Genomic DNA, 16,597 nt, shown 5'->3' on the forward strand with positions numbered 1-16,597 from the left:
ACATTACAAACAAGTACATGTTTAGCATAAAATTGAACCGCCGTATACGGATCCGTACGTACGGTGGTGTGAGGGGACGGATAATCAAATAATGATTATCCTCCTACTCGATATTTTACAGTCAGTAAAAGCTCGATTTGTTCATTTGACACTGAATGGGGAAAAATCTTACTTGATTGAAGTTTCACTTTATCGCAGATCAAATGCCTGCAAAACGTGATCAAGGGAAAGGAGACATTATTCTTCTTCTAATAAATCATTTTTGATTAAAACAGCTTTGATCATCGTGTAGTCAATTTCGTCGTGAACAAGTTCCTTAATTGACTTCAAATATGGCTCGCCGCTTGTATGATAGGCCTTCAACACCGTATCTTCTATCTCATCATCGAAAAAGTCCTGCCAATTGATCGTGCCACCTTCTTGGTAAGCTTTGAAAAGGTGTGTCGCAACTGTCTGGGCTTGGATATCGCGTTTCTTAGCGATTAATTCGATAGGGTTTCCTTCGCTATATAATTGATAACTAATCAAATGACTAGGTTGGTCACTGGTTTTTAACTGAATTAATTCTAGAAAAGCTTGGCCATAGGAGTCGAATTTTTTCAAGCCAATCCCTTTAATTTGAAGCATTTCCGTTTTGTTTTCCGGTAAGAAACGGCACAGTTCTTTTAAAGTTGCATCTGAAAAGATGATGTAGGGTGGTACCCCGTCTTGATCAGCCAACTCCTTTCGTAAAAGGCGCATCTGTTCAAATAATTTACGATCAAAATCAACGGCTTCATTTTGCTGTATTTCTGTTTGATGCATCCAAACCTTCATGTTATTTTTTAGCACATCAGCCGCCTTAGGTGTTAATTTCAAAATCGGATATTTCTGATCACCTGTCGTCAAATAATTCTCTGCAACAAGAAAATGAATAAAATTGGTGATTTCCTTTTCAGTGCGTTGTTTCATCAATCCATAGGTGGAAAGGTGATCGAGTTGAAATTGTTTAACCTTTTTGTCCTTTGATCCTTTTAAAACTTTAGCTGTTAATCCAGTTCCAAAGCGCTGTTCCATCCGCATCACGCATGATAATACCATTTGGGCATCACGCGTGCGGTCAACTTTTTCACCTGAGCGAGTACAATTTGAACAATGGCCACAATCATCGTGTTTTTGGTCTTCTTCGAAATAATCAAGAATATATCTAGGCAAACAAATTTCTGTATGGCAGTAGTTGATCATTGCGCGAAGTTTTTTATATTCAAGCGCTTTTTTCTCCTCGTCTAATTCAGATTGTTCGATAAAGAATTTAGGTAAATGACTATCTTGACCAGAGAATAACAGAATACAGTCGCTTGGTTCACCATCACGACCTGCGCGTCCAGCTTCTTGATAATAGGCTTCAATATTCATTGGTAAACTATGATGAATCACATAACGAACGTTCGATTTATCAATACCCATACCAAAAGCATTTGTTGCGACCATAATTTCGACTTCATCGTTAATAAATTTATTTTGCTGTTGGCGACGAACGTCTTCACTTAAACCGGCATGATAATAGGCCACGCGATATCCCTTTTCGATAAGTTGGGCATGGATAGTATCAACAAGTTTACGGGTAGGTGCATAAATAATCCCAGACTCCTGTTTATGGTCTGATAAATAATTAAAGAGAAAATCTTGTTTATTCTGTCCTTTTACTAAATGAAAATGCAGATTTTCACGGTAAAAACCCGTATTTACTACAGATTGATCATCAATATTGAGGAGTTTTTGGATGTCTTGGATCACTTCAGTCGTTGCTGTTGCTGTTAAGGCTAAGCGAAGCGGGATATGATTGATCTGTTCTAGCGTTTGAATAACGGATCGATAGCTTGGTCTAAAATCGTGCCCCCATTGTGATATACAATGGGCTTCGTCGAAAGCAATAAATGATATTTGTAATTGTTCAATAATGGATCGGAAATATGAATTATCAAAGCGTTCAGGGGCGACATAGATAAAATCAAAGTAGCCTTCTCTCAGCAAAGCCATCCGTTCATCATATTCTTCATTTGTTAAACTACTATTGATATATGTAGCCTTGATTCCTAATGTATGTAAACTATCAACCTGATCTTTCATTAGTGAAATTAGTGGAGAAATAATAATCGCTGTTCCATTCAGTAAGATTCCAGGAATTTGATAGCATAAGGATTTTCCACCACCAGTAGGCATAATTCCAAGTGCATTTTGCCCATTTAATACCGCTGAAATTAACTTCTTTTGCCCTGTGCGGAAGTCATCGTATCCATAATAATCTTGTAAAACCTTCTGAGCATTTGCTAAATCCATTGTAAACACCTTTCTATAATATAATACATCTTTAGACTTCATTAACTTTTGAAGTAGGGGTTAGATCGTTCTTTGTTTAACGATAAAGGTTAATATGAGTAATGGCATATCACCGCAAACGCAATCGCGACGATATGCCATAAAATGATTAAACGATGATAACCTAGATTAATGATCCCATATCAACAGATAATTTTTTCAAAATAAATTCTTTTCACCGGCTGGTCGATGATGCTCAGTGTAAAGATTATAAAAATGAGTGACGACAGTTTTTGCTACTGCGTAGGTAGGGACTGCGAATAAAACCCCGAGAAAACCAGCAATCGATCCGGCTGCTAGGATAACTGTAATAACAGTTAATGGATGTAACTTTAAGACTTTACCCATGATATTTGGTGAAATAAGATTACTTTCAATTTGTTGCGCCACAATCATAATGACAGCTGTCCATACCCCAATCATTGGTTCTTGGAAAAAACCAACAACAACAGCAGGAATGGCAGATAACCATGGACCAATAAAAGGAATTAAGTTCATAAAGAGTCCAAATACTGCAAACATTAAGGCATAATTGAGACCAACAATCCAATATCCGATCAATAGCATGATTCCTACACATAAACTGACCAAAAGCTGCCCTTGAATAAAGGAAGCTAATACATCATTAATTTCTTTGAGTAGTTTTGATAGGTTATTAGCTTTTGCTTCACTTAAAAAGCCAGTTATAAAGGGAACAAACTTATGTCCATCTTTCAACATGAAAAATAGAAAGAAAGGAATTAAAACAAGGGCAAAGACAAAACTAACAAATGAACCGATAAAGCTAAATAAAGAACCGACAATTTGCTCAGCATAGGCATCAAAATTATTAATCACGTTTTGGATGCTATCTTCAACGCTGGCTGGAATATATTCCTGACGGTTTTGCCAAATTGACCAAACACCCTCAAAAGATTCAATCATTTGCGGTGTACTCTCAACTAAACGTGTAAATTGCTCCTGAATGGGCGGGATGATAAAGTAAACACTGAAAAAGCCTAGGCAAATGATCAGTAAAAATACGATTAAAATCCCATAGATTCGTTTTATTTTATGACGCTCTAGTAAATTTACCAATGGGTTTGTTACATAGAATAAGAGCCCAGCCCCGATAATAGGGACTGCAATCGATGCAATTAATAATCCGACTGGTTTAAAGATAAAAGCTGTTAAATTGATTAAATACAAGAGAGCAAAGATTAAAATAGCATAAATTAAAAATCGAAAAGACTTTCGCTTCGTCAAGTTCACCACACCCTTCAATATAATCTAGCATTATCATAGCACAAAAGTCCCTCAAATAGAAAAACAATTCAACTATTTTATATAATCCTATCTTTTTTTATGATTACTACAAAATTGAAATATGAGTTACAATAGATTTACATTTTACTAACAATTCATTTAAACGAGGGATCTAGTCTGAAAACCATGTTATGATGAAAAGTGTCTAGAAAGTTTTAAAAAGAAAGGTGATTCTATTTGAAACGCGAACCTTTTTTTGACAACGCTAGGTTCTTTTTGATTTTCTTAGTCGTTTTTGGACATGTGATTCAACCATTAACTTCTGATTCAGAATCCTTAGCGATACTTTATCAGTTTATTTACTTTTTTCACATGCCAGCAATTATTTTGATCAGTGGTTTTTTTGCCAAGGGAAACAGTGATCTAGGGTATTTTATAAAACTTTTTCGGAGATTTATTATTCCCTACTTGATCTTTCAAGTCCTTTACACCGCCTATTACTACTTTATGGCGGATGATAGTTTGAGCGTGTCCTTATTTGATCCACACTGGTCACTCTGGTTTTTATTAAGCCTTTTTTCATGGCATGTACTATTAGCATTCTTTAAAAAATTTCGTCCTACTATTGGATTATCTTTAGCAATCATAGTTGGGATTGGAGTGGGGTATATTGATCAAATTGGTCAAATGTACAGTTTATCTCGAACCTTTGTTTTCTTCCCATTCTTTTTAGCTGGTTATTGGCTATCAATGGATCAGCTATTCAAATGGAAAACGGCCCGATATCGGTTGTTGAGTTTAGCCTTGATGCTACTTCTCATTATCGGGATCAAACTTTCCCCTGACTTTTCAACGGGCTGGTTATTTGGGTCATCTTCTTATCAAAGTCTTGATGCACCAGTTTGGGGTGGCTTGTTTAGAGGTATGATATACATGATTGCCTTTATCATGACCTTTAGTTTGTATATTTGGATACCAAGAAGGAGGTTTATCTTCACTCGTTTTGGTGAGCAAACGCTGTACGTCTATTTGTTACACGGAATTTTCATTCAATTTTTCCGTGAATATGGTGTGATTCAAATAAATAATGGTCTTGACTTTATTTTCGCCATTGCCATTTCGCTGGGCATTGTCCTACTTTTAGCAAGTCAGCCAATTTTTATTTCTTTCCAACCGATCATTGAGTTAAAGACAACAGGATTGAAGCAGGTAAGGCAATCAATTAATTCATAATTAGATTTGGAGTAAAAGGGGAATTAAACGATGATTAGTTATCAAAAAGTCATTTTAAAAATGGCAGAGGAAATCAAGCAAGCAAATGAAACAACTGATCAAGCAAAGATAATCGCTCATACACGTGCGATTAAATTACTAGCTGAATTAATCTTAGATGACCATCAACTAGATGATGAAGCAGCAAAGTTGGATAAAACAGTTGCTGATGAGTTGGAACTTCGAAAAATGCTCGGAGAAAACTATCAACCAAAACAAAAACTTCAACAAACGATACATCATTATGATCAACCGGATTCACTACTTGATTTCTAACGATTAAAATAAAAAAATGGTTCTAATTACGGTTTTTTTGTAAATAGAACCATTTTCAATTTTGTAGTGGTTTGAATGCTTTGGAGTCTTAGAATTATTAGTCGCTAATTTCCTTAAGTTCACAGCCAATAACACAAATCCTAGCTCATTGTCTACTTTGGATTTATCTCTTAAAAATAAACGGGCGAAACCCAAATTAGCCTTCAAAAACCCAAAGAACGGCTCAACATCAATTTTACCTTGACCGTAAGTTTCGCCAGTCTTTTCTTTGTGTTTCTTCTTATGATCCATTATCAGGAGCGCCCAGCCAGTGATTGGAAGGTCGGGTGGCGACTCCAGCGGGAACACCAAACGGTCTTCGATGGGACGAGTAACCGCAAATGTCTCCGGTGGGGCGAGTAACCGCAGTCCCAGTCCCAGTCCCACGAGTCCGAAAATCTTTATTGCAAACAGTAGTGGAGCTATAAGGAATGTTAGACTAAAACCACCACGTCCTGTGGCAACGTCTAACTGACCCACATCCTGTGCGCCCGAGGCTACACCAACGGAAAGCGTCCACCCAGAGTGTAAATTACGGAGTGACACCTCAAAAACATTTAAGAGGTGATAATTCTCTTTAAATGATGATCATAAGAAAAAGGAATCCAGTATCAACTGAATTCCTTTTTCATTTTAGCTGAGTTTTGTCCCAGACCCTTTATTTTAAGCTGTCGGGTAATCATAATTAATTCTTTCATCAAAAGTAATATAATCTAAGTAAATGGTTAAGAGTAAATAACGTTTCTCAGTTTCTGGATCACTGATAATAATATGATCACGACCAGCTGCTTCAATAATTCCCTTGAAAATTTTCGCATTCCAACGTTCATTATTTTCAAAAGTCATATAAATGGTTGCAACTTTACCTCTATTTAAGCGTAAAATATTCTCCACATAAGATTGTTCTAATGGTAGCATATTATCATTTGGAACCGGTTCAGCAGATTGAGATGGATATGGAGCTAAACTAGGCTGAAACGAATTAGCAGGTACTGGGGGTGGAAAACTCTGCATTGGCATCATCGGATAAGCTGGCATTGGCATTTGATACATCCCTTGACCTGGCATCTGATGACGGTGACTCTTTTCTTCATTCATTGACAATGACACTCCTTTAATAAATATATTTACAAACGTGGACACTCACTTGCTAGTGGACTAAAGAAACAATGTGATTTATAACGTCCAGAATTCCATTGACCATACCATTGTGCTGGGCAATTTCCTGCCGGCATAAAAAACCATAATGATCGTCTGGCAGGGTGAAATCGTCCACCATTAATGACGCGACGAGCCAATTCCTTATCGTGCTCTCGAGCTCGTTGGTAAAAGTAGCCTTTCTTTGTTGCCTCAAATCCACCAGGACTTTGAAAGACCATATCCTGAATATTTCGAATACCACCAAAATCTAAGCAGTTTTCAATAACCCGGTTGATTCCAACATTACCAACCATTAACATGGCGAGATTTCCGTCCCCTTCAGCTTCAGCACGCATCAATCGAGCGAGTAAATCAACCTCTTTTTCAGTATGTGCAACAACGGCCATTGTTTCACCTCATTTCTAAATCACTTCTCTTTAGCAATATTTATGCATTAACAATTTAAAATATGTTTTTAAAAATAAAAATCGGGCAAATTATGATTGAACGCGATAATGTGATTGATTCATCATTTGATCATTTAAAAACCAATAAATGCATTAAATGTGAGTGAAAATCAAATCTTTTCGAAAAAATAAGCTTTATCCCTTTTCATTAAACAGAAAAAGTCGTATGATTATAACAGAATGAAAATTTGGAGGGTGTCATATGAGTAATTTATTTGATACATTAAAAGAACGGTTATTAGGAAACGCCAAGAGAATTGTTTTCCCTGAAGGTTCTGATCAACGTATTTTAGAAGCGACAAGTCAATTAGCAGTTGAGGGATTAGTTCAACCTGTATTAGTTGGAAAACCATCAGAAATAGAACAGAAGGCAGCGAGTCTTAAAATAAAGCTTGATCAAGTTGAAATTTTAGATCCGGAAGAATATCCAGAATTTGAAGCAATGGTTGAGCAGTTTGTTGAACGCCGAAAAGGGAAAGCAACTGAAGAGCAAGCACGTCAAATGCTCTTAGATGAAAATTATTTTGGAACTATGCTCGTTTATATGGGCAAAGCTGACGGCCTAGTAAGTGGTGCAGCTCACTCAACAGCCGATACCGTACGTCCAGCTCTACAAATTATTAAGACTAAGCCGGGAATTAAAAAAACATCTGGTGTCTTTGTCATGGTTCGGGAACAAGAAAAATTTGTTTTTGCAGATTGTGCAATTAATATTTCTCCAGACAGCCAAGACTTAGCAGAAATTGCTTTAGCTTCAGCTGAAACAGCAGAATTATTCGATATTGATCCACGTGTAGCGATGTTAAGTTTCTCTACAAAAGGTTCAGCTAAATCTGACGAAACAGATAAAGTAGCGGAAGCAGTGAAGATTGCCAAGGAAATGAAACCAGAATTAACCTTGGATGGAGAATTTCAATTTGATGCTGCATTTGTCCCTAGCGTAGCTGAAAAGAAAGCACCAAATGCCGATATTAAAGGCGATGCAAATGTTTTTGTCTTCCCAAGTCTTGAAGCAGGAAATATTGGATACAAAATTGCACAACGATTAGGTAACTTTGATGCGGTGGGTCCAATACTACAAGGATTAAACCAACCTGTTAACGATCTATCTCGCGGATGTGATGCAGATGATGTTTATAAATTAGCAATTATTACGGCTGCCCAAGCACTATAAATAAAGAAAAGGAAATCGGAGTTTATTCCGATTTCCTTTTTTGATGCCGATTGAGTGATGGTAAGTCCTCAAGGTCAATCATACAAGTGAAACTATTGAATTATAAATCGGGACGAGTAACCGCAAGTCTCTTTGGTGGGGCGAGTAATCGCAGCCCCAGTCCCAGTCCCAGTTCCAGTCCCAATCCCAATCAGTGGGATGGGGGATTCAGACTAAAGCCATCTTGTCCTGGGGTAGAGTCTACAAGACCCGACCATGTAGGCCCAACCTACACTGATTGAAGTTTCACTTGATTAAATCTACAAAAACTCTACTTTTCAAATAAGTTTCCGAGGGCTTTCTCATTTCGGTCGATCATTAATTTTTTCCGTTTTTTGAGTATTTCCAATTCAGCCTGAGTTAGTTCTTCCTGTTTAACCTCAATTCCCGCCTCAATTAAAATTTCCTTCAACTTTACAATTAGATCTTCAACACTTAGTGGTCTACCAATTAAAGTTTCTAAAGCTTCCATTGTTTCAGGTTTAACATGGGGATAACTGAACCGTGTTTCTTCACCTTTAATGCCTAGTTGGTAAAAATCACGAATTAGCCGGGCACGCGCTTGGTGATCAGCAGTAACCGATAAATAAATTTGAATCGCGATCCCATTTCGAATCCGACGTTGAGAAATGCCTGCAAATTTTTTTCCATTGATACTTAAATCGTAATCACCTGGACAATATGAGCCCACGACTTCAAAAGCTTCAACTTGATCAGTCCAATCGGCTAACAATGCTTTTATGAGTTGAACCATTCTATGATATCCTTCATGAATACCAATGGAATCATCATTCTGCACAACTAGGCTAATATTCAGGACGCCCTCATCTAGTACGACCGCTAGTCCACCCGAATTACGAACAATTACATTAAATCCCTCTTCCTTTAACCACTGAGCGGCCTCTGTTAAATGGGGGAGGCGAGAATCGGCAATGCCGAGGACTACAGTATCGGGATGTGTCCAAACTCTAAGCGTTGTTCTTGCCTCACAACTATGAATAGATTCAGCTAAAGTATCATCTATTGCAAATGACTCCCAAATTCTTAAATCATACGATCTATGATCAATAAAACGAACTTTATGATTTGTAAAAATCTCTTGCCAATTATTCACTGCTCTGTCCACTCCTCTTTAAGAATAACCGAATCTATTATATAATGAATGGATATGAGAAGCGAATTTAAAACCTTTAAATCGTGGAGAGTCTCACATCTTCACCTTGTAAAAATAGAATCGATCAGACCGATACTAACCATCCTCTTTTTTTGGATAAAGGGCAATAGAATTTTCGGTTAGTTAAGGTGGGAAAGGGAGGGATTGTTAATGACTTATCGTGATCAACAACTTCGTGAGGAAAAAGTCTTCAAAGATCCTGTTCATAGTTACGTCCATGTCCGTGATCAGGTCATTTGGGATTTGATCGGCACGAGAGAATTCCAGCGCTTGCGTAGAATTAAACAATTAGGAACAACTTTTTTGACTTTTCATGGAGCAGAACATAGTCGCTTTAGTCATTCCTTAGGTGTGTATGAAATAATTCGTAGAATTACTGACAATTTTTCTGGACGACCAAATTGGAATCCGGAAGAACGCCTGCTTTGCTTAACGGCCGCCTTGCTTCATGATCTGGGTCATGGCCCTTATTCACACTCTTTTGAAAAGATTTTTGATTTAGATCATGAGGATTTCACTAAAAAAATGATTTTAGGGCAGACAGAAATTAATGCGATTTTAGCAAAAGTTAGCCCTTATTTTCCTAAAAAGGTTGCAGAAGTCATTAATAAAACCTATCATAATAAATTAGTTGTAAGCTTAATTTCTAGTCAAATAGATGCCGATCGAATGGACTATTTGCAACGTGATGCATATTATACGGGTGTGAGTTATGGCCATTTTGATATGGAGCGAATTCTTAGAGTCATGCGTCCACTTCCAGATAAAGTCGTCATTAAATCTTCAGGTATGCATGCGGTTGAAGATTATATTATGAGTCGCTATCAAATGTACTGGCAAGTCTATTTTCACCCTGTCAGTAGAAGTGCTGAAGTTTTGCTGTCAAAAATTCTCCATCGTGTCAAAGCATTATATCAAAAACAATATCCTTTTAAGCAAGAGCCAATCCATTTTCTATCCTTTTTTACAGGGGAAATAGCGATTGAGGATTATATAAACTTAGACGAAACGATCGTGATGTATTATTTCCAAATGTGGATGAATGAAGAAGATCCTATTTTGTCTGACTTATGTCAACGGTTCACTAATCGTCGCTTATTTCAATATACTGATTTTAATCCGATTAGAAAAATAACTGAATTAAAAGAGCTTACTTATTTATTTGAAAATGTTGGGATTGATCCAGACTACTATTTAGTCGTCGATTCATCATCTGATTTACCTTATGACTTTTACCGACCGGGTGAGGAAGAAGAAAGGTTACCGATCTATTTGCAGATGACTGATGGAGAATTGGTAGAGTTGTCACGTGCGTCTGAAATAGTTGAATCGATTTCAGGTAAGAAACGTACAGACCACAAACTCTATTACCCAGCAGATTTAATCGAACAATTACCCGATCACAAAATAGAAAAGGGAAGAATAAAGGCTTTACTAGGATTGAAATAGGAGTGATGATATGCTACTAAACCATGCGCGTTTAATGCGTTTTTTTGTCGAAGCACAAGATATTGTTGGACGAAAAAAACTACAAAAAATGATTTATATTTTGAAAAAAACCGGTGTGCCTTTTAATGAGAAATTTGCTTTTCATTTTTATGGTCCATATTCAGAGGAATTGACCTTGCGCATAGAAGAACTTTGTAATCTAGGTTTTATCATAGAAGAAAAGCAGGATAAAGGGCATTACTCCCAATACCATTATAGAATTAGTCAAGCTGGTCAACAGTTTCTTGAACAAGCACCGGATGATCTGCCCAACTGTAAGGAGCAAATTGAACTATTAAATAATCAACGCTCCAGATTCCTTGAACTTGTCGCAACGATGTTATTTTTTGAAGATTTACCACGTCATGAAGTCGAAAAAAAAGTACAAGAAGTAAAAGCGAGTGCAAATTATAGTGAAGAAGAGCTGAAGGAAGCCTGGCAATTCCTTGACCAACTGCAACAGTTCCATTAAAAGTAAAAGCAGTAAAGTTGGTCCCTTTACTTGTTCGTTAGCGAAAATATCCTGCGAATAAACTGATTATAAGGGTTCACTCCAATCATAGCCGTGAAATAATCGAATGATAAGTGAGGAGCGATAGCTAATAAAAGTTTGATTGGTCCATCCAACTCTCTGTCGGTAATGGAGAAAACCTATTTGGCGAAAGCTATCGGAAAAGTAAAATACCAAAAACCAAGTCCCTCTTTATCAATGTTTTTCGTGTTGATTTCGGTTGCTATTCCCTACTTTGACTATTAAAAGTAGATAAATATCTTGGCAAAATTGAGATTTCATATTTTAAATTTAAAAGTTCTAAATCTTTTTAGTGGCCTCACTCAATGAAGGTTCACTTAATAGCAGAATATGTCTATCTACTACTTTACTAAAGGAGATTTTTAAATGACGAAAGGAAAACAGACCCAACCGTTTACGATTATTAAGGATGATTCAACAGATGGTCATGGTGGATTTGGTGTTGGGGCAATTAGTTTAGAAAATGTTTCACCGATAATTATTGATCCAAATGAAGAACGTGCTTTTATCGATATGGGAGCCATGCATGGGCGAAGCGAAATTGAGCGTCGGGTAAAATTTGTAGCAGATAAGGATCAAGTTCCAAATGGCCTCTTATATTGGATTGCATGGATTACCGTAGAGGTCGGCGAAAATGGCCCCTATTATTATGGCGTTACAAGTAGTGAAATGCGGATTGATCGCCCAAATCGTATCGCTTACAAATCGATGCCAGAACATGTTATGCATTTGGATAAGTCACTTAAGGGACATGTTATTGTAGAACATATGGATGCACCATCACGTCAATTACTAGGTCATTTTTTACGTGAATATAATGCTCAAATGTGGACAAATAGTCTTGAGGAATTAAAACAAGCCTTTTAGTGGTAAAAGCCAACGATTCAGAAGATATGAATGGTTGGCTTTTTTAAAAGAGTGGGCTCTTTTACCACGATATAATACTTAGTTGCGGTGAACGGGTAAACTTATTCACCGTGCTGATCGCAATAAAGCAAGGGCTCAGTTCCCTCAATAAAAAACATGAGTCGACTGACTGGACAATGTTGATCAGTTAATAATCCGGTCTGTGGATCAACATATGCCGCCACGATTCCCGCTGGAGCGATGAAACTATCACTCCCATTTTCCTGATGCCCAGCCTCAATGGCATCACGCCAGATTAGCTTTGCCACTTGGCTTGAATGAAGGGTTTGATTATCATCATAACCTGTCCAAACACCGACGATTAAATTTGGACTATAACCAATCATCCAACTATCCGTATCGGTTGAGCCACTTTTCCCAGCATAATCTCCACTGAGATCATCACTAATTGATCCGCCGGTTACAGCTAGATAGTTTGATAAATTAGTGTCAAACATGCCTGTTAGTAATTGGTTTAAAATGAATGTTATTCGTTCATCCAATATTTGCTCTCCCAAACGGTATTCATGCTGATAGACAATTTCCCCATTAGAGTTGATTATTTCTTCCAGGATAAATGGTTTGACAGCGTGCCCGCCATTAGCAAAATGACTGTAGGCAGTAATGAGCTCATGAACGGTAAGCGAGGCAGTACCAAGTGCCAGCGCAGGAACAGGTTCTAAATCACTGCTTATTCCGATTGACCGCCCCCGATCAATTACTTTTTCAGGTGTTAAAAAAAGATGGGTTTTAACCGCATAAATGTTATCACTCACGGCCAAAGCCTGTGCTAGTGTAATCGTGTCATTAGCATAAAGCTGATTAAAGTTACTTGGTCGATAGTTACTATGGTCATTAAAGGCAAAAGTAGTCGGTTCACTTGTTAACGTAGTGGCTGCTGTGAAACCATTCTCTAAAGCTGTATAGTATAATAAGGGTTTAAAAGTAGAGCCAACCATTCGATGGGCCTGTGTTGCGCGATTATATTGACTCATTTGATAATCGACCCCGCCGATTATTGCCTGGATAGCACCGGTTGCTGGATGTGCCATGATTGCCCCGACTTGTAGATCACCAATATGATCAATGACAGATTGGGATAATGCCTCCTGATGTTCCGCGTTGATTGTAGTTCGTAATTGATACCCTGCTGGTAGTGGACCGTTTAAGATCGCTTCTGCTTCTTTGATTGCTTGATCGGCTAGATAACCAAACTGTGGTTGCTGAAGTGGTTCTCCAACAATATTTAAAACCTGAAGTTGGGCCAGTTCAGCCTCGGTTGCTGTAATAAAATTTTCGAGATTGAGAATGGCGAGTACTTTCTCTTGTTGCACTTTTGCGATATCATAGTGATCAAGTGGCGAATAAGCATTTGGGCGATTGGGAAGTGCCACAAGTAAAGCAATCTCGGCAATTGATAAATCAGGGGTCGATTTACCAAAGTAAAATTGACTTGCTGCTTCGACACCATAAACACCATGTCCATAATAAATCGTATTCAGATAGCCTTCAAGCAGTTGCTCCTTATCATAGTAATGCTCAAGCCTAATCGCATAAAACGCCTCTTTTAACTTGCGAATCCATGTTTTTTCATGACTTAAATATAGATTTCGAGCATATTGCTGAGTGATAGTACTTGCTCCTTCTGCCAGATTTCCTTTACGAAGGTTCTTTAAAAAGGCACCACCAATTCGTTTTAAATCAAAACCACCATGATGATAAAAGTTTTGATCTTCAACTAGAACGGTTGCATCGACTAAGAGTGGATTTATTTCATCAAGCGACTGCCAAATTTTTTCACCCTCGGCGTAAACTGTCCCAAGTCGTTCGCCGTTTTGAGCCAAAATGGTAATGGGTTGCTTATTCGTTTCAGGCGCACCTAATATATAAAGGGATAAGATTAGACTAATAAAACCAATAGAAAGAAGTAAACAAAACCACAAGGCAAGTTTTTTCAACAAGCTCAACTCCTTGAATGGGTAATTGTAAGATTTCCTTATCTATTATCACTTTTCCTGGTAAAATTTAAACATAGAATGATGAAAATGAAACGCTAAACGATTTAGAATAAAAATTTGCTTAAATTGAAAGAAGGGGCTTGAGTTTCTGGCTAAACATTTCTATACTTAGGAATACTTACAGTTTATAAGGATGGTTTTATGAGGTTAGGGAAGTTCTTTGTTAAAATAAGATTGCAAACAGAAATTAAAGATCAACATGATCGGCAGCAAACAGAACTTACGACAGTTGGACAATTAATCCAAACTGAAAGACAGGCTGTGATTAGATTTACCGAGCAAATGGATGATCAACCAGATGTACAGACAATGGTTACTGTTAAACCAGAGCAGGTGAACATTAAGCGCTCAGGTGGCGTAGAAATGAATCAACAATTCAAACTCGCTCGGACAACGGAAACAATTTATCGCCATCAGTTTGGTTCGATTCGGATGGAAACTTTGACGGAACAGATTCATTTCCAACCCCTTTTGGCGACTGAAAATGCTGAATTAAGGATTGACTATATAACAATATTAAATGGGGCAGAGAAGCGAGAGCATAAGCTTTTGCTCAAAATTGAGGAGGACAAGTCATGACAATTGTACAAGATATGCAGGATCTGTTGAAAGCTGAAATAAAAGCTGCCATTATTAAAGCAGACCTTGCGACAGAAGAACAAATTCCAACGATTAACTTAGAGAAGCCAAAAGAGAAGGCTCACGGCGATTATGCAACAAATATCGCCATGCAATTAGCGCGGATTGCTAAAAAAGCCCCGAGACAAATTGCTGAAGAACTTGTTGAACAACTTGATCAGGCAAGTGCGTCGATTACCAAAGTTGATATTGCCGGCCCTGGCTTTATTAACTTTTTCATCGATAATCATTATTTGACTCGGTTAATTCCAGTTATTTTAACTGAGGCTGAATCATATGGACGTACACAAGTAGGTCTTGGCGAGAAAGTTCAGGTAGAATTCGTCTCGGCAAACCCAACTGGGGATTTACACCTTGGTCATGCTCGTGGAGCATCTGTAGGTGATACATTAGCTAATATCCTAGATGCATCAGGCTTTCAAGTAGAACGTGAATTTTATATAAATGATGCTGGTAACCAAATGAATAATCTAGCATTATCAATTGAAGCACGCTATATGCAAGCACTTGGTCATGATTTTCCTATGCCGGAAGATGGTTATCATGGCAAAGATATTATAACAATTGCAGAAGCATTAATCGATGAATATAATGATGCATTTGTTGAAAAAACAGAAACAGAACGTCGGGATTTTTTCCGAACCTATGGTTTAAAAGTTGAATTAGCTAAACTAAAAAAAGACTTAGCAGATTTCCGCGTTAATTTTGATCAGTGGTTTTCAGAAACCTCCCTCTATCAAGAGGATAAAATTAAACCAACTCTTACCTTATTAAAAGAAAAAGGCTACACTTTTGAAGAGGATGGTGCGACTTGGTTTAGAACAACTGACTTTGGTGACGATAAGGACCGTGTTTTAATTAAAAATGATGGCTCATACACCTATTTGACACCAGATATTGCTTACCACAAAAATAAGCTTGATCGGGGTTTTACAAAGTTGATCAATGTATGGGGAGCAGACCATCATGGTTATATTCCAAGAATGAAAGCAGCCATTCAAGCACTTGGTTATGAGAAAGATACACTGGATGTAGAAATCATCCAGATGGTTAACCTATTTGAAAATGGCGAAAAAGTAAAGATGAGTAAACGAACAGGTAAGGCGGTTACTCTAAGAGAGTTAATGGAGGAAGTCGGTATTGATGCCATGCGTTATTTCTTTGTCATGCGCTCAAGTGATGCTCACCTGGATTTCGATATGGACCTGGCAAAATCAGAATCAAATGAAAACCCAGTTTATTACGTTCAATATGCCCATGCTCGAATTTGTACACTACTTAAGCAAGCGGAGGAAAAGGGTTACGAGCTTGATTTAAACTATTCGGCAGGCGATTTAATGACAGAAAAGGCAGAGGACTTATTGAAACAATTAGGTGAATTCCCGCAAGTTATTGCAGATGCGGCTGTATCGCGAGCACCACATCGAATCACTCAATATGTTTATGATTTAGCTTCACTTTTACACAGTTATTATAATGCTGAAAAAGTTCTTGATCCGAAAAACCCTGAGAAGACAAAAGCTCGCTTAGCATTGATGCAGGCTGTCAAGATCACCATTGCGAATGCATTAAAGCTAATCGGTGTTCATGCCCCAGATCATATGTAATTTTAAAAACCGAGCGGTGCTCGGTTTTTTATGATCTGATTAACTATTTTAAAAGTACTGATTGCTTATCCAAGATCAGGGGACGATCGAATAGCTGGGAATTCTGCTTTTATAAAATAAGCAGAAAAGAGTTCAATACGCCTTCAGGCAAGTGAATTTACTGGAAACCTTAATGAAAATGCATGCGATTACCGATTTTAATGAGGGAACTGTAACCCACTAA

The 16,597-nt window shown here is 37.6% G+C and carries 14 protein-coding genes and 1 pseudogene; 8 read left to right on the top strand and 7 right to left on the bottom strand.

Annotated elements, in window-relative coordinates; genetic code table 11:
• Positions 1–237: 237 nt before the first annotated feature.
• Both recQ and KQI76_RS06575 read right to left on the bottom strand, forming a co-directional pair.
• Entirely contained in the window at positions 238–2,319 is a 2,082-nt protein-coding gene (gene recQ / locus KQI76_RS06570; protein WP_216399527.1) for a DNA helicase RecQ, read from the bottom strand.
• A 198-nt stretch (positions 2,320–2,517) separates the two neighbouring features.
• A complete protein-coding gene (locus tag KQI76_RS06575) occupies positions 2,518–3,603 on the bottom strand; it encodes an AI-2E family transporter (protein WP_216399528.1) in 1,086 nt (361 codons plus the stop codon).
• Positions 3,604–3,840: 237 nt separating this feature from the next.
• Here KQI76_RS06575 and KQI76_RS06580 point away from each other — a divergent pair, with 237 nt between their 5' ends.
• Together KQI76_RS06580 and KQI76_RS06585 are read left to right on the top strand one after the other, a co-directional pair.
• Positions 3,841–4,836, top strand: a complete 996-nt coding sequence (locus tag KQI76_RS06580; RefSeq protein WP_216399529.1) for an acyltransferase family protein — start codon at positions 3,841–3,843, stop codon at positions 4,834–4,836.
• A 30-nt stretch (positions 4,837–4,866) separates the two neighbouring features.
• A complete protein-coding gene (locus KQI76_RS06585) occupies positions 4,867–5,151 on the top strand; it encodes a DUF5327 family protein (protein WP_216399530.1) in 285 nt (94 codons plus the stop codon).
• 90 nt (positions 5,152–5,241) lie between these two features.
• On the opposite strand, the pseudogene KQI76_RS11755 reads toward KQI76_RS06585, so the two are convergent.
• The 3 genes and pseudogenes from KQI76_RS11755 to KQI76_RS06600 form a co-directional block, all read right to left on the bottom strand.
• Positions 5,242–5,433: pseudogene (locus KQI76_RS11755) on the bottom strand (transposase); the annotation flags it as partial.
• Positions 5,434–5,853: 420 nt separating this feature from the next.
• On the bottom strand, positions 5,854–6,288 hold the full coding sequence (gene gerQ, locus KQI76_RS06595; protein WP_216399532.1) for a spore coat protein GerQ: 435 nt from the start codon (positions 6,286–6,288) through the stop codon (positions 5,854–5,856).
• A gap of 29 nt (positions 6,289–6,317) precedes the next feature.
• Positions 6,318–6,737 carry a cell wall hydrolase gene (locus KQI76_RS06600; RefSeq protein ID WP_216399533.1) on the bottom strand — a complete coding sequence of 140 codons (420 nt, stop codon included), beginning with the start codon at positions 6,735–6,737 and terminating at the stop codon, positions 6,318–6,320.
• Between the two features lie 262 nt (positions 6,738–6,999).
• Between KQI76_RS06600 and pta the strand changes: the two genes are divergently transcribed.
• The gene (pta, locus tag KQI76_RS06605) at positions 7,000–7,971 is read left to right on the top strand and encodes a phosphate acetyltransferase (RefSeq protein WP_216399534.1); all 972 of its coding nucleotides are present in this window, start codon (positions 7,000–7,002) and stop codon (positions 7,969–7,971) included.
• Between the two features lie 310 nt (positions 7,972–8,281).
• Here pta and KQI76_RS06610 read toward each other — a convergent pair whose 3' ends face one another.
• Positions 8,282–9,124, bottom strand: coding sequence for a lipoate--protein ligase family protein (locus KQI76_RS06610; protein WP_216399535.1), 843 nt, complete (start codon positions 9,122–9,124; stop codon positions 8,282–8,284).
• A 210-nt stretch (positions 9,125–9,334) separates the two neighbouring features.
• Here KQI76_RS06610 and KQI76_RS06615 point away from each other — a divergent pair, with 210 nt between their 5' ends.
• The 3 genes from KQI76_RS06615 to KQI76_RS06625 all read left to right on the top strand — a co-directional run bounded on the left by KQI76_RS06615 (position 9,335) and on the right by KQI76_RS06625 (position 12,071).
• Positions 9,335–10,633 (top strand): HD domain-containing protein, encoded by a 1,299-nt coding sequence (locus KQI76_RS06615; protein WP_216399536.1) that lies wholly within the window; start codon positions 9,335–9,337, stop codon positions 10,631–10,633.
• A gap of 10 nt (positions 10,634–10,643) precedes the next feature.
• Positions 10,644–11,144 carry a YwgA family protein gene (locus KQI76_RS06620; protein ID WP_216399537.1) on the top strand — a complete coding sequence of 167 codons (501 nt, stop codon included), beginning with the start codon at positions 10,644–10,646 and terminating at the stop codon, positions 11,142–11,144.
• 426 nt (positions 11,145–11,570) lie between these two features.
• Positions 11,571–12,071, top strand: coding sequence for a YwhD family protein (locus tag KQI76_RS06625; protein ID WP_216399538.1), 501 nt, complete (start codon positions 11,571–11,573; stop codon positions 12,069–12,071).
• A gap of 101 nt (positions 12,072–12,172) precedes the next feature.
• Here the strand turns inward: KQI76_RS06625 and KQI76_RS06630 are convergent, their stop codons facing one another.
• Complete coding sequence (locus KQI76_RS06630; RefSeq protein WP_216399539.1) at positions 12,173–14,068, bottom strand: transglycosylase domain-containing protein; 1,896 nt, start codon at positions 14,066–14,068, stop codon at positions 12,173–12,175.
• A gap of 201 nt (positions 14,069–14,269) precedes the next feature.
• Here KQI76_RS06630 and KQI76_RS06635 point away from each other — a divergent pair, with 201 nt between their 5' ends.
• Positions 14,270–14,707, top strand: a complete 438-nt coding sequence (locus tag KQI76_RS06635; protein ID WP_216399540.1) for a YwiB family protein — start codon at positions 14,270–14,272, stop codon at positions 14,705–14,707.
• Positions 14,704–16,374, top strand: coding sequence for an arginine--tRNA ligase (gene argS, locus KQI76_RS06640; protein ID WP_216399541.1), 1,671 nt, complete (start codon positions 14,704–14,706; stop codon positions 16,372–16,374). Before KQI76_RS06635 ends, argS begins: the two co-directional genes overlap by 4 nt.
• Positions 16,375–16,597: the final 223 nt, after the last annotated feature.

It is taken from the genome of Amphibacillus sp. MSJ-3 (genome assembly GCF_018919165.1).
Classification (GTDB): domain Bacteria; phylum Bacillota; class Bacilli; order Bacillales; family Amphibacillaceae; genus Amphibacillus.

Excerpts from the sequence above, each read along its gene's own strand:
- KQI76_RS06620 (WP_216399537.1), top strand. The coding sequence starts at position 10,644 with ATGCTACTAAACCATGCGCGTTTAATGCGTTTTTTTGTCGAAGCACAA.
- KQI76_RS06615 (WP_216399536.1), top strand. The coding sequence starts at position 9,335 with ATGACTTATCGTGATCAACAACTTCGTGAGGAAAAAGTCTTCAAAGAT.
- KQI76_RS06600 (WP_216399533.1), bottom strand. The coding sequence starts at position 6,737 with ATGGCCGTTGTTGCACATACTGAAAAAGAGGTTGATTTACTCGCTCGA.
- KQI76_RS06635 (WP_216399540.1), top strand. The coding sequence starts at position 14,270 with ATGAGGTTAGGGAAGTTCTTTGTTAAAATAAGATTGCAAACAGAAATT.
- KQI76_RS06585 (WP_216399530.1), top strand. The coding sequence starts at position 4,867 with ATGATTAGTTATCAAAAAGTCATTTTAAAAATGGCAGAGGAAATCAAG.
- pta (WP_216399534.1), top strand. The coding sequence starts at position 7,000 with ATGAGTAATTTATTTGATACATTAAAAGAACGGTTATTAGGAAACGCC.
- KQI76_RS06625 (WP_216399538.1), top strand. The coding sequence starts at position 11,571 with ATGACGAAAGGAAAACAGACCCAACCGTTTACGATTATTAAGGATGAT.
- gerQ (WP_216399532.1), bottom strand. The coding sequence starts at position 6,288 with ATGAATGAAGAAAAGAGTCACCGTCATCAGATGCCAGGTCAAGGGATG.
- recQ (WP_216399527.1), bottom strand. The coding sequence starts at position 2,319 with ATGGATTTAGCAAATGCTCAGAAGGTTTTACAAGATTATTATGGATAC.
- argS (WP_216399541.1), top strand. The coding sequence starts at position 14,704 with ATGACAATTGTACAAGATATGCAGGATCTGTTGAAAGCTGAAATAAAA.